Annotated in this window: 9 protein-coding genes and 1 pseudogene; 5 read left to right on the top strand and 5 right to left on the bottom strand. The window is 56.3% G+C overall.

The window, feature by feature from the left end; translation table 11 throughout:
- Positions 1 to 113: 113 nt before the first annotated feature.
- From HMPREF0045_RS06060 to HMPREF0045_RS06035, 5 genes and pseudogenes are all read left to right on the top strand, one after another.
- A complete protein-coding gene (locus HMPREF0045_RS06060) occupies positions 114 to 1,499 on the top strand; it encodes a glutamyl-tRNA reductase (RefSeq protein ID WP_005986514.1) in 1,386 nt (461 codons plus the stop codon).
- A pseudogene (hemQ, locus tag HMPREF0045_RS11340) lies at positions 1,477 to 3,794 on the top strand (hydrogen peroxide-dependent heme synthase). Before HMPREF0045_RS06060 ends, hemQ begins: the two are co-directional and overlap by 23 nt.
- Positions 3,795 to 4,118: 324 nt before the next feature.
- Positions 4,119 to 4,361 (top strand): hypothetical protein, encoded by a 243-nt coding sequence (locus HMPREF0045_RS06045; RefSeq protein WP_155813109.1) that lies wholly within the window; start codon positions 4,119 to 4,121, stop codon positions 4,359 to 4,361.
- A gap of 407 nt (positions 4,362 to 4,768) precedes the next feature.
- The gene (locus tag HMPREF0045_RS06040; protein ID WP_005986506.1) at positions 4,769 to 5,338 is read left to right on the top strand and encodes a hypothetical protein; all 570 of its coding nucleotides are present in this window, start codon (positions 4,769 to 4,771) and stop codon (positions 5,336 to 5,338) included.
- A gap of 55 nt (positions 5,339 to 5,393) precedes the next feature.
- Entirely contained in the window at positions 5,394 to 5,960 is a 567-nt protein-coding gene (locus tag HMPREF0045_RS06035) for a hypothetical protein (RefSeq protein ID WP_005986504.1), read from the top strand.
- Positions 5,961 to 6,089: 129 nt separating this feature from the next.
- Here the strand turns inward: HMPREF0045_RS06035 and HMPREF0045_RS10495 are convergent, their stop codons facing one another.
- The 5 genes from HMPREF0045_RS10495 to HMPREF0045_RS11010 all read right to left on the bottom strand — a co-directional run bounded on the left by HMPREF0045_RS10495 (position 6,090) and on the right by HMPREF0045_RS11010 (position 13,218).
- Entirely contained in the window at positions 6,090 to 6,569 is a 480-nt protein-coding gene (locus HMPREF0045_RS10495; RefSeq protein WP_155813108.1) for a hypothetical protein, read from the bottom strand.
- 855 nt (positions 6,570 to 7,424) lie between these two features.
- Positions 7,425 to 9,797 (bottom strand): type IV secretory system conjugative DNA transfer family protein, encoded by a 2,373-nt coding sequence (locus HMPREF0045_RS06025; protein ID WP_005986500.1) that lies wholly within the window; start codon positions 9,795 to 9,797, stop codon positions 7,425 to 7,427.
- Positions 9,798 to 10,557: 760 nt separating this feature from the next.
- A complete protein-coding gene (locus HMPREF0045_RS06020; RefSeq protein WP_005986498.1) occupies positions 10,558 to 11,055 on the bottom strand; it encodes an NUDIX hydrolase in 498 nt (165 codons plus the stop codon).
- Between the two features lie 10 nt (positions 11,056 to 11,065).
- The gene (locus HMPREF0045_RS06015; RefSeq protein ID WP_005986497.1) at positions 11,066 to 11,782 is read right to left on the bottom strand and encodes a type 1 glutamine amidotransferase; all 717 of its coding nucleotides are present in this window, start codon (positions 11,780 to 11,782) and stop codon (positions 11,066 to 11,068) included.
- Positions 11,779 to 13,218: a Mur ligase family protein gene (locus HMPREF0045_RS11010; RefSeq protein WP_005986494.1), complete on the bottom strand. Its 1,440-nt coding sequence runs from the start codon at positions 13,216 to 13,218 to the stop codon at positions 11,779 to 11,781. Before HMPREF0045_RS11010 ends, HMPREF0045_RS06015 begins: the two co-directional genes overlap by 4 nt.
- Between the last annotated feature and the right edge of the window lie 46 nt (positions 13,219 to 13,264).

The raw sequence follows: 13,264 nt of genomic DNA, 5'->3' as shown, positions 1-13,264 counted from the left end.
CAGGGAAAACCGACGCTCTAGAGTTAACTGTCGTGGTGGCATAAAAATAGTTTTGCGCAAATCGCGAGATAAGTGTGTGTGGCGGGCCGATAGGTGCTTGAATAGCACTCGCTGTGACTATTCATCTACTCTCCGCCGATCATCGTTATCAAAGCCTGGATGAGGTTGCCCGACTCAGTCGGGTAGACAACCTGGGCCCCAAACTCATGCGCGCGCTGCCCTACCTGCGCGGCGCCGTGGTGGTGCGTACCTGCAACCGCCTGGCAATCCTGGTTGACGCCCCAAGCAGGCTGGCTAGCTCTGGTCAGTCTGGCTCCGACGCCGCCCGCGCTGGCTCAGCTTGCCCCGGTTCCGCCGTCTCTGGCTCTGGCGTCGCCCCTGCTGTTCCCGCTGTTGCCGACGACGTGCGCGCGGTGCTGGCTCGCTGTACTGAACTACCCCTTGAGCAGGTGCATTTGCGCCACCTGGCCGGACACCAAGCCCACCTAGACCTATTTGCCACCGCCGCCGGGCTGGAATCCATGGTGGTGGGGGAGCGCGAAATTGCTGGCCAGCTGCGCCGCGCCTTCCATGCGGCCTGGGAGGAAGACACTCTTAGCTGCGATTTGGGGCGCGCGCTTGAGCACGCCTCACGCACCAGTCGGTTGGTGGCCACGCACACCGGCTTGGCTTCTTCGGGCCGCTCAGTGGTGGCGGTGGGCCTGGATTTGGCTACCCAAGCTTTACAGGACGCCAAACTGCGCCCGCTTAAAGAGGCCCAGGTTGTGCTGGTGGGCACCGGCGCCTATGCGGGTGCCACGGTTACTGCCCTGCGCGAGCTGGGGGCCACTAATGTGCGGGTGTATTCGCGCTCCGAGCGCGCCCAGCTGTTTGCGCAGGGACGTGGCATCGGCTGGGTTGATGAGGCGCGGCTAGCGCAGGCGCTTGACGCGGCAGATCTGGTGGTTACTTGTCGCGGCTTGGGTAGCCCGGTGCTCACCCGCGAGATTGTGCAGCGGGTTAAAACTCCACTGGTGATCTTGGATTTGGCGTTGCAACGTGACGTGGAGGCGGCGGTAGCTGACCTAGCTGGCATCAGCTACATTGACCTGCTTAGCGTGCAGCGCGCAGTGCCCCAGGCGCACGGTGAACAGGTGCGTGCGGCCCGCGAGATTGTGGCCCGCGAAGTGGAGGTATTTGAGCGCAGCTTGGGGGCGCGCTCTATGGATCCGGTGGTGCGGCGCCTGCGTGACCATGTGGATGAGGTGGTGGGGGAGGAGATCTCCCGGCTGCGCCCTGTGGATGGGTGCATTAGCGCCGACGACGCCACCCGCGCACTGCGTCATTTGGCGGCACGTTTGATCCATAATCCCACCGTTATGGCCCGCAAAGCGGGCGAAAGTGGACAACAGGACGCATACTTGGAGGCTTTGCAGCTAGTGTTAGGCATGGATGCTAGCCCAAGCGACACTTTGACAGTGTCTAATAAGGAGAGAAATGTCTTCACTTGCGCCCTATGACGCGATCATGCTGCTGTCCTACGGCGGACCTAATGGGCCCGAGGATGTACTGCCGTTTATGCGTAACGCTACGCGCGGGCGCGGCGTGCCTGATGAACGCCTGCTGCAGGTAAGTGAGCACTATAAGCTTTTTGGCGGGGTTTCACCCATTAATGAATGCAACCGTCGCCTGCTGGGCCACCTGCGGCGGGAGCTGGATCAGCGCGGCTGTGACATTGCCTTGGGTTGGGGTAACCGTAACTGGCATCCTTTCGTTAGTGAGGGCCTACGGGAATTGGCCGACGCCGGCGCGCGCCGCATCTTGGCCCTGCCCACTTCTGCTTATGCTTCCTACTCGGGGTGCCGCCAGTACCGTGAGGATATTGCAGCCGCCCTGGTGGAGTTAGAGGACACTTACGCCCCCGGGGTTTTGACCGTGGATAAGGTGCGTCCCTACTACAACACTGACGGCATGTTTAACGCCCAGGTACGTTCCATCCAGGTGGCTTACGCCAAGCTAGCTGAGCAGGGCTTTAAGCCGCAGCAAATCAAGCTTCTGTATGTAACCCACTCGATCCCGCTGGCTATGGAGGCCGGTAGTGCCCCTAGCGCTGAGGAGCTGGAGCGTTTCCCCCGCCTGGCTAACGAGATTAGTTATGTGGCCCAGCACCAGGCTTTGATTGAGGCTTTACAGCCAGCTTTGGAGTGGGCGCTGGGAGTTAAGCAGGTGAACGCGGATCTGGCTTACTGCTCGCGTTCTGGCCCGCCGCACGCCAAGTGGCTTGAAAGCGACATTAATGACGTGCTGACCCAGCTTGACCGAGACCAGATTCAGGCAGTGGTGGTGGCTCCCATTGGTTTCATCACTGACCATATGGAAGTGGTCTACGATCTAGATACGGAAGCCGCCCAAACTGCCGCCGAACTGGGCTTGGGCTATGAGCGCGCAGACACTGTCAGCGAAGACCCAGAGTTTGTGTCCTCCCTGGTGGACATTATGGAGGAGCGCGCCGCACACGCCCGTGGCGAAAGCTACGAAATTGTTAACACCACCGGCACTGGCCCGTTCCATACTGTATGTCCGCCGCAGTGCTGTCGTAGCGGGGCCACCCCGGCCCGCCCCGGCCCAGACCGTTTCGCCCCGGCGTCCGCATTTAACAGTTTTAGGAGTTGAACATGGGGAAAGCTAAGGAGCTTAGCGCCGAGCAGGAGCTTGAGCGCAGCCAGAAAAAAGCTAAGAAAGCTGCCAAAAAAGCCGCTAAGAAAGAGCGTAAAGCGCAAATCAGTGCCAACGCTAAGGATTGGGATGGCCGCCCGCTAACCAAGAAGCAAGCCCACAAGCTGGTTAAGGAAGGGCAGGTGCTGCCCTTGCCGCAGGGCCACCCCAAGGTTGGCAAGAAATACCTGGCCAAACTGGCTGCAGAGACGCAAAACCGTAACCAGGCCGCCGCTTGCCCGGCTGAGGCGAGCCACGGCGTCGAGACTAAAAACTGCCACCCGGGCCAGGCGCAGGATCCTAAAGACCCTAAGGTAACCACACAGCCAAAGGAGAAAGCTATGGCTAAAACCCGCCCGCATGGGCATCCAGACACTGTCAGCCGCCACGATCCGCGCGACGTCGCCACCGTGGACTTTGACGAGGTAAACAACAAGCAGCACTACGCCCTGTACACGGTTTGGAAGCTGGCCGCCCCGCTGCCTGCCGACGACGCCGTCCGTGAGGCACTGGTGTACGAGTCGGTGCAGTATGTGGCCGGCTCAGGCGCCTCCACGCGCGGCTGGTATGACCTGGCCGGTTTTAGGGCTGGGGCTGACCTGCTGATTTGGTGGCTTAACGACGACCCCAAGGCGCTACAGGATGCCTACCAGCGTCTGCGCGCCAGTGCGCTGGGGCGTTACCTGGAGCCGGTGTGGAGCTGCATGGGTCTGCACACTCCGGCCGAGTTCAATCGCCGCCACATTCCCGCCTGCTTTGGGGGTGTGGTGCCGCGCGAGTGGATCATGGTGTACCCCTTCGTGCGCTCCTATGACTGGTATCTGCTCGATGCGGCTGAGCGTTCACGCATTATGGCTGATCACGGCCGTAATGGTTTTGCTCAGTATCCAGATGTTAAGGGCTCGACTTTGAGTGCTTTTGGTATGAGCGACTATGAGTGGGTGCTGGCTTTTGAGGCTGACGGCCTTGATCGCCTTGAGGGGGTTATGCACGCTCAGCGTTACACCGAGGCGCGTTTGCACGTGCGCGTAGATACCCCCTTCTACACCGGTCACCGCGTAGAGCCGGTAGTGTGGGCGCAGCGTCAGCCCCGCGTGTAAGTTGCGTTTTAGTATCTAGTTTCGCCTACGACGACGGCGCAGCTTGGCTGGTCTAGGTCTGGCTGCTGCGTGGGCGCTGCACAGCGGTGCACGTTTGTGCAGTAGTTGGCGAGGCTAGTTGGTGATTTTGTTTGGTGGTGTGCTCCAAGGCTTGGCCTTGGGGCACACGCCGTTTAAATGTTGACTAAATTTCTATGGCGCCCGTCACTTGGTTGGGTGTTTAATGAATATGTGCGCGGCTACATAGTGGTTGTGCATACACCCATCCCTACTGCCTTGGCTGCGCCAGTGTTCTGTAGCCGCAGACAAAGCAGGTGTCTAGAGGTGAACATGATGGAACAGTTATTTACGAGGATGCGCACGAGCGGGCCGCTGGTTTTGAGCCTGTTCCTGTTTTTCGCTGCCCGGGAGGTGTGGAACACCCGGCCACAACTGATGATCATTTGGCTGGTTGGCACCGTGTGTTGGTTGGTCGGAGAGATCTACGCGCGCTGGCAACACAAGCGTTTGGACTGGCCTGAGTGGGTCTTGGCCTTTAAGCGCGGCTATCAGGGCAACACCAATTAAACCTTGTTAACCAAGGCTGGGCCCCGGCAAGGGAGCAGCTTAGCTGCCCCCTTGCCGGCTCTGCTGTGCCAGTGTTCGAGGGTATAGGCTGGGTAAATTTTGGTGGCCAGATGTTTGTAAATTTTCCAAACTAAAAATGCTGGCCATATAGGGGCATTGGGGTTAACATAGTGATTGAAGGGGCTGATACTTCAAGGCCCTAACAACAAGCAGCTGAGTCAATGTCGATAACGCTGCAACCGACTAAAACTTTTAAGGGCGGCAATTAATGCTGTGCCTGTATTGGCGCTGCCCTAATGGTGGAAACATTGATTTATTTAGGTTTCCTGCTCGCTAATTAGTTGAGTAGGTGGAGTTTGTGCGCCCTAATTGGCTTTTGGGTGCATTGAATTTGAGAGGAGAACAAAATGGAACAGTATCCGACTAAGGATTTAACGATTGATCCGCAGATAGCCGAGGATGCTATTAGGCGTTTAGCGCCTGAGGCTGTGGATGAAATTGGTGTGGACCGGTTGCGCACAGTGCTCCAGATTTTAGATGAATACTCTAGCTGTAAGGTTGATGATGAAGAGCTGTACTTGTTGTTAGATTTCTTTGATTGGGAATTGACTGGAACTCGTTTACATGTTTATGACTACAGGCGTCCCTGGCAAGACCAGATTGACTGGGATCTTGTAAAGGCAATGCTAGAGGAGCAGGTTCCTGAAGCTTTAGAAAAGCTTGGTTTCGACAGGCTATGCACAGTTACCCGCATGATTAAAGAATATGGTGAAGGTAACCTAACTCTTGATGAACTGACTCGACTTGTGATCCACTACAATTTTGGTCTGACTGATATACCTGCAACGCTTGTGGGAGATATTGGTTCTAGCCCAGCTGAAGGACAGGTTAGTCAGGAACTGCGTAGGGCTTTTTCTGAGAAGCAGTTATCTTATGATGACTATGAACACATTTATTGGGCTCAAAGGGCTGAATAAGCTCTGATTCTATTTATGTATAAAGAAGTATTTGATCAGAAGGGAAAAGATTGAAATGGAACAGTATCCGACTAAGGATCTAACGATTGATCCGCAGGTAGCCGAGGAAGCGATTAGGCGTTTAGCGCCTGAGGCTGTGGATGAAGTTGGTGTGGACCGGTTGCGCACAGTACTCCAGATTTTGGATGAATATTCTGATTGTAAGGTTGAGCCTAGAGAGTTACGAGCGTTGTTAAATTTCTTTGATTGGGAATTTACGGGCACCCAAGAACACCTTTATGATTTCAGGCGGCCTTGGCAAGATCAGATTGACTGGGATCTTGTAAAGGCAATGCTAGAAGAGCAGGTTCCTGAAGCTTTAGAAAAGCTTGGTTTCGAGCGTCTATGCACGGTTACCCGTATGATTAAAGAATATGGTGAAGGTAACTTAACACTTGAACAGTTGACTCAGCTCGTAATCAATTATGAATTTGGTTTATATACCATACCGTCAACTCTTGTCGGTGATGTCGCCGTAGGTCCAAATGAAGGAGAAGTTGACCGAGAATTAAGTTATACTTTTCAAAATGACCTCTTATCTTATGATGACTATGACCACATTTATTGGGCTCAGATGGCCTGAATCTCGTAAATATGTCAACCGTAAAGGTGATGCGGCGGGGAAATGATGGTGGGGGACTTTCTAAAGAAAGTCCCCCACCATGTTTAGAGGCAATCCTGCTGATGATCGTTTGTGCTAAGCAGGCTGGTATTAGTTTACCCAGGGCACCATACCGGCATTTTCTACAGAACTAATTACCGTTATATCTAGTGGCCCCTTTGGGCCAATCTTAATTTTCCAATCACCCTTATCCCAGATTAGAGTAAAGGTACTTTGACTCAAGATATATGGGTACTTAGGGATACGTATAGCTAAACGCACAACAACATTATTTTCATCAATCACCTGAATACTGTAGCCAACAGTTTGTACAGTTGTGGGATTTTCAGACGAATCTTTACCCTTGGCTAGCAGGCGTTTTTGATCATCATCTTCATAGGTAGTTGCTTTAACTAAATCAATTAATCTACGACCACCACCTGCCAATGCCTGAAAATTAGTGGCCGCTAGGATAGCGCCTTCACTACTATGGGCATAGCAGGTGGGCAAATCACCATCAGCCCGCTTACCTGGGCCGGTCAGGTTGTTGTAGTAGTAATAAGTGCTATCAACAAACAGGCTGCTGCGCATGGCTGGCATGTTTACCTGACTCGTAGGCTTAAGTTCAGAGCCGGCCAGGCCACAGACTGAACCCCAGGTGTTTACTTTCCCGTTAGGGGCGGTTGAGCTCTGACTGCCTGTAGTTGAAGAAGTACTTCCAGAACTAGCATCGCTGCGCCCCGCCTGGTTAGATCCTGCTTGGTTAGACCCTGTCTGGTTAGGTGCCGCCTGGCTAGAACCACTAGTGCCGGGAGTTGCAGCCCCAGAAGCAGCCTTAACGGCGTCGTCGTCAGTTAAAGCCCAAATTAAAGCTCCAACCAACACCAAAATAACTACCAGCGCACCAACCAGGGCCAAGCGCAGTTTTTTTGTTCTTCCATGCCTTATCACCAGTTAAAAAGCGCTTCAAAAATAGCTACAGCAACTTAAAGACAAACGCTGTCAATGAACGGCGCAGCGTTCACCAGCTACCGAGCGCTTTTCCGTGTCGAGGATGTAGGCGCGCAAACACCACCCGTGAGCTGCGTACTCAGGGGTGGTGGCAGTGTTGCGCACCACTTACGGAAAGCAACTTAATGCCAAACATAAGTTATATGCAAGGCCTTATTACATTTACATGCAGGCAAGGTGCTGCCGGGGTCATTGCGCCGGGCTGGACTGGGTTGCGCCGGGCTGCGTCGGCTTGCGCCAGACCGCGCCGGGTTGCGCCGGGTTACACCAGGTTGTGCTGGGCTGGACCGGGCTGCGCCAGAGTGGACCGGGTTGTGCCAGAGTGAACCGGGCTGCGTCGGCTTGCGCCGGGCTGCATAGGTTGAACTGAGTGGAACTGGGGGCCTGGCGCTATAGCCAAGCCCCCAGCGGGGTGGGAAGCCGCGCGAATGGGGCCTAGTCGGAGTCCTCGCTGTCCGTGTCGGTCAGCTTCTTGCGGTTGGCGGCCCACTTTTCCAAGAAGGTGGGGGTGGGCTTGGTGGAGGTATAAGCCTCGCCGTCCTGTACACCTGCCTTCTTGTTGATCTCCTGCAGCTGCTCGGTTAGGGCGCGAACATTATCCATCTGCTTGGGGGCAACAAAGTTAAACGGCTGCACCAGCTGCTTGTGTGAGCGGCTCAAAACCTGGTCAAAAGCGTGCACCACCGGGTGGCCGTTAATAACCCCCGCGCGTACCTGCTCATTGTGGTCAACCTGCAAGGTGAAAGGCTGGGTCTGGCCATAGCTGGTGGCCAGCGTCGCCGCAGCGCTCAAGTTAGGTAGCCGGCTCAAAGAACCGCCCGGCCACACCCCCAAACGCTCATCAACCTCCGGGGCGTCACGAACTGAGGTCCTAAACGCAATCACTGAAGAGGCGTTACCGCGCAAAGCCTCAAGCAAGCTCATAGACAGCTGCCCCATGTGCTGGTGCAGCAGCGTCAAAGCAATCCCAAACTTGCGTCCCTCCGCCAGCATCTGGCTAAGCAGGGATTCTTGAAAAAGGTGGGCTTCATCAACCACCACATGGAAAGGCAGGTAGTCATCCTGACGGTTAGGTACTGCCAGGGCCAGCTTAGCCAGCCACAACATGCCCAGCATTTGTGCGGCGAAGCGACCAATCTTGGGTGAGGCCAAGTTCACCAACACAATCTTGTTGGATGCCATAGCCTCGTTTAAATCCAGCGCGTCGGCGCCAGTTTCTAGGGCGGCGCGCAAAGCCTGCGAGTTTAGCATGCGCTCAAACTTAGAGCTCGCCCAGGCGATAAGCTCCGCGTAGTCGGAGGAGCGGTTAGTGACAATCTCAGTCATAACGCTGCGCGTCAGCTCTGGGCTTATGTTTGAGACGGCCCTGGCCAGATTCTCCAGAGCCTTCTTATCTAGCAGCAGCTCGGGGATCAGGGTAATTGGCAACTCAGATTCATAGATGTGGCTTAGAAGCTCGGCTAGCTGGTGGATAATCCGCTCAAAACGCGGTCCCACAATACCCTGCCTGGTTGGGTCAAAAGTGAGATACATGATCTCAACGACTTTGCTACATGCAATGTCAAAGTCGCCGCAGTGAAACAGGTTGATAGGTACCGGGTGGCTCAGATCCGCGTAGTCAATAAACAGACAGCGTTCCAAAGCCTCGGCGGGCAGTTCATCCGCGATACGCCGCACCAGCTGCCCGTGCGGGTCTAGCACAATGCCCCCGCGCCCCTGGGCCACCAGTGAATGCACCATGGCAGCAGCCAGAGTGGACTTGCCTGCACCCGAAGCGCCCACAACCTGCACGTGCTGCAAGGCGCCTTCTGAGTTCAGGTAGACGTCAGCGGCGTCCCCGGTAGTGGTGGTGGCCGTGCCCAGGCGCATCCCGCCTGCTTCCTCACGTACCTGCGTGTGGTCAGATAGGGGTACGACGGCGGGGTCCTGTTCCACTGCAGGCAGACCAATGATCTTGGCTTGCGTATCTGCTACAGGTAGGCGCGCAAATACTTTAACTAGCCCCTCCGGTTGGGCTGCTCCCACAAGTGCTTCCTGGCTGCACCATAGTTTTTCAGCTTCGGCGCGGTTGGTGATTTGTTCGTAGCGGATGCCTACTGCCCAGCTGCATAGTGCGATCCATAGCCGGGAGGGGAATCCCTGGGAGCTGTCTGCGCCCATAAAAACCCTTAGGCGCATGGGGGTGCCCAGGTAATTGCCGACGTCGCTGCCCGCCATTAGCTTTTCGGTGCTGGTGAAGGCCTCTTCAGCCATCTCGCATTCAATTTCCTCGGCCTTACCTAGCCGCACACGTAGGTGGCCACCCACTTCATTGAGGGTTTCCATAAGCATTTGCGAGTTTGAGCTGCGAGGCAAGGGCCAGGTGGGCTTACGCCGCCCGGGCAGCATAACCTCAGGCTTGGTGGGGCTGAGGATGTCTTCAACGTTTTCTAGGTGACCAGGTAGTGCGCCGAAAACCTCATACACCTGATCTGGGCAGGCAGGTTGATAGACCTCGATAGGTTCCCACACTTGGGCGCCGCGACAGGCCCACTCTAGGTCGCGGTCGAAACTGTCGTTAACCCCCACTGCTTCCAATATGACATTGACGCTTCCGTCGCTCTTACCGCTCCAATCGATGCAGATGCTAGCGTCTTGGGGCTGGGTCTTTAGTAGCTCCAGTAGGCGATTGGTACTTACTAGTGACGCCTCTTCTGAATTTAGCTTGCGCCACAGCTGGCGTAGTCGCCACGCCTTTTTTACCTTACGATGGCGCGACTCGCTAACAGGCTGATTTCCTGAACTTAGAGATTCTGCTCCCTTATTCATGTTCGCTCCAGACGGTAGAGACACTTGCGGTACTTGTTTACAGCTACATCTATGCCAAGTAGGGTTTGGGGGGCTGAAAATATGGGGGTAAAGAGGTAATATCTACTGGATTTCCCGAACGAAATCAGGATTTATTTAAGATATCCCTACCCATATTCCAGGCACAGCTAATAAGTGCGTGCCTTATAGCAGTCTTGGCGCTCTAAATAATTAGTCAACCAAAGGTGGTAGCCGCTTGTTCCGAGCCTGCAATCGCACCAGATGCTCCAAGGTGGAGCCATAAATTTTGTGCGGCTTCTACGAAAGTCATGCGCCTTGTCGAATAGGATACAAAACCGCCTGGACGCATATAGGTCTGATCACTGTGAGCGTAATGGTAAATTAGTGTGCATAGTTATACCTAATACGGGAGTGTTTTCTGTAAATAATGAGGATCAAGTAAACCGCAGCTAAAGCAGTTAACCACAGGGATAAATAAGCTTTGAAAAACGTGGAAAATTATGCGTGCGCAGACTTATGTTTACCTAAGTAAATGTCGTATGTGATATGACCACATGGGGTGTGAACTAAAAACGAAATACCAGGTAAATGGCGGTGCGCAAGCAAGCCTGCGGCCCCAAGGCATTAGCCTTGGGGCCGCATTGGTTAGCGTTCACTAATTTCTATGGTGCGCGCCGCTTTGGGAGTCGGCGCCGGCTTAGCCAGGGGCACGTAAAGCGCGCAGGCCTACGCGCCGTTTTTGAGGCGCGCCGCTAGGCGGCTACTCGCCTAGGAAGGTACGGCGCTGCGGGTCAGCCAGGTAGCGCTGAGCTAGCTCTAGACGCTGTCTGGCGCTAGGGGCTAGTGGTGAAGGTAGATCATCAACCTCAAACCAACCCATATCCACTGATTCATCATCATTGATATGGGCTCCGGCTGCTGCCTCGGCACTGACTGCATGGGCAATGAAGCACAGATTCATGTAGCTGGCCTGATCCCCGTTGGGGTAGGTGACCAGGTCAGAAGCATCAATCAAAAACACTTCATCAACTTCGATCTCCAGAGCAGCCTCCTCTAGTGCCTCGCGCTTAAGCGCGGCCACCGGCTGCTCACCCGGGTCAGGGATGCCACGGATCTCAGCCCACAAACCATTGTCTGCACGCTGCCCCAGCAGCACCCTGCCGGCGTCGTCGAAAATAACCGCACATACGCCCGGCAGCCACAGGGGACGGTGGCCCACGCTGGAACGTAACTCAGTAATGAAATTGGGAACTGGCATTTGTAAACCTCTACCGGGGACGGCTCATAGCTACCTTGGCGGCAGCTATAGCTAGTGAATCATCCAACTCGGCCGGGTGCCAGGTCTGACCTGCGTGTTCAACCGCGCGGGCCAGCAGCCAATCAGCTAGGCGAGGGTTTTTAGGCAGCACACTGCCATGCAGATAGGTGCCGATCACGTTATGGGCGCGCGCGCCCTCAGTGCCGTCAGTGCCGTTATTACCCCACTCGCCACTTACGCGCCCTAGCGGACGCGCCTGGCTACCCAAAGTGGTCAGACCCGAATGGTTTTCGTAGCCCACCACCTTGCCGAAGTCATCAGTTTCAACCGTAAGATTGCCGATCAGGCGCTTAGGCCCACCCACGGTATGTGCATCAAGCACGTCAATGCCCGGGATAACCTCCCCGCCCACAGTGCGGAACTCATGCCCAAACAGCTGATACAAACCGCAGATCACCAGCATGGGCACGCCGTCACTGGCCCAGGCGCGCAGCTGCGGGGCAACCTTTTGCAGGTCGTCCTGGATACGCTCTTGCGCTGAATCCTGGCCGCCGCCGCCAACCAAAATATCTACCTGCTCGGGCAGCTGATCTCCGGGGTTGTGTGAAAGTAGCTCCACCTCATAGCCGTGCCAGCCCAAACGCTTGGTTAGGGTCAGGGTGTTGCCGCGATCGCCATAAATACTCATGTCGCGCGGGTAGAGCTGCAAAACTTTAATGGCGCTCATAGGACCTCCTCCACGTCGGTGTAACTTGCCAGCAGGGAACGCAGTTCCAACATGGCGGTATAGGTGCTCAAAATGCGGATAGGCCGGTGCTGCTCGCGTGAAAGCTTGACCAGCTGGGCTAGCGCCTGGCTGAGGTTTGCTTCAACCTTGCCGACGGCGACGTCGTCGTAGCTCAGTCGCAGCGCCATGTCCGTGGCCCGCACGCCGGTAACGATGCTTACGCCCGCCTGCTTGAGGGGGGTGAAGTCCACGTCCCACAGCCAGGACATGTCGCGGCCGTCAGCGTACTGGTCGTTGATGGCGATCATGATCAGCGGGGGCTGCTGGGAGCGTACGGCGGCAGCGCTAAGTAGGCTCATGCGGAAGCCGGCGGGGTTTTTGACCAGGCCCAGCTCAACTTCTTGGCCGTCAATGCTCAGTAGCTCGCCACGCCCGAAAGCGGCGGTGACCTTAGCGGCGCTGGCAGCCAGGGCCTGCTCATCGGTGCGCTCGCCCAGTAGCTCTTTAACTAGGCCCATGGCGGCGGTGGCGTTGAGGATGTTGTGGGCGCCGGGAATGGCGAAGTCCACTTCATGACGGCGCCCGGCCAGGTCGATAACCGCGTGACGGCCCATCATTTCTTCCAGTGTGGCCACAATTTCTAGCGGCTGGGCGGGCTGCTCTGTCGGCTCTGGCTGGGCGGGCTGCTCTGTCGGCTCTGGCTTGGCGGCTGGCTCAGTCTCGGTGGTCGGCTCGGCCTTAGTGTCCGCTTTGGCCTCGGCGTCCTTTTTGGGCTGGCCTAGAGTGCAGCCGTCGAGAGAGTCGTGCAGTTCGTCGTCGGAAAGAAAAACGCTACGCAGCTGGGGGCTGACCGCAAAGCCTCGCACATCAGCACGCAGGTCGGCACGGAAACTGGGGGCGGCCAGACGCGGGTCGTCAGCGTTCAGCACTACCGTGCCAGTGGTGGCGCGGGCAACCTTGTGTAGCAGGGAGGCGGTGTAGTCAATCTCCCCAAAGCGGTCTAGCTGGTCGCGCATGACGTTTAGCAGCAGGGCGGCGCGCGGCTTGACGGTGCGCACGAAATGGGTGGCGTGGGCTTCGTCCAGCTCCAGTACGGCGACGTCGGCGTCAAGGCGGCCATTTAACGGCATGGCCCCCAGCAGGGCGGCAACTACACCACGAGTGAAGTTTGAGCCGGTGGGGTTGGTAAACACCTTCAGGCCCTGGCCGCGCAGTAACTCAACCACCATGCGTGTAGTGGTGGTTTTGCCGTTAGTGCCGCTAACCAGCACCACCCCATAGGGCAGGGGAGCCAAGGCGCGAGCCATAAAATGCGGGTCTGCCTTCTCCATAACTAGGCCGGGGAAGGCGCTACCACCGCTGCCACGCAGGCGGGAGGCCGCCCGGGCACCATGCCCGAGCGCGAGGGTCAAAGTATTGCGAGACGCAAAAGTCATAGCCCAAATATAAAACGTCAGGGGAGCTGCCTGCTGGCAACTCCCC

The organism is Actinomyces graevenitzii C83 (assembly GCF_000239695.1).
Lineage (GTDB): Bacteria > Actinomycetota > Actinomycetes > Actinomycetales > Actinomycetaceae > Actinomyces > Actinomyces graevenitzii.
The sequence above is the reverse complement of the archived record's forward strand: the minus strand, read 5'-3'. Positions and strand labels throughout refer to the sequence as shown.

Bases quoted from the DNA above. Each gene is read 5' to 3' on its own strand.
- HMPREF0045_RS06040 (WP_005986506.1), top strand. From the start codon at position 4,769: ATGGAACAGTATCCGACTAAGGATTTAACGATTGATCCGCAGATAGCC.
- HMPREF0045_RS06035 (WP_005986504.1), top strand. From the start codon at position 5,394: ATGGAACAGTATCCGACTAAGGATCTAACGATTGATCCGCAGGTAGCC.
- HMPREF0045_RS10495 (WP_155813108.1), bottom strand. From the start codon at position 6,569: ATGCGCAGCAGCCTGTTTGTTGATAGCACTTATTACTACTACAACAAC.
- HMPREF0045_RS06025 (WP_005986500.1), bottom strand. From the start codon at position 9,797: ATGAATAAGGGAGCAGAATCTCTAAGTTCAGGAAATCAGCCTGTTAGC.
- HMPREF0045_RS06020 (WP_005986498.1), bottom strand. From the start codon at position 11,055: ATGCCAGTTCCCAATTTCATTACTGAGTTACGTTCCAGCGTGGGCCAC.
- HMPREF0045_RS06015 (WP_005986497.1), bottom strand. From the start codon at position 11,782: ATGAGCGCCATTAAAGTTTTGCAGCTCTACCCGCGCGACATGAGTATT.
- HMPREF0045_RS11010 (WP_005986494.1), bottom strand. From the start codon at position 13,218: ATGACTTTTGCGTCTCGCAATACTTTGACCCTCGCGCTCGGGCATGGT.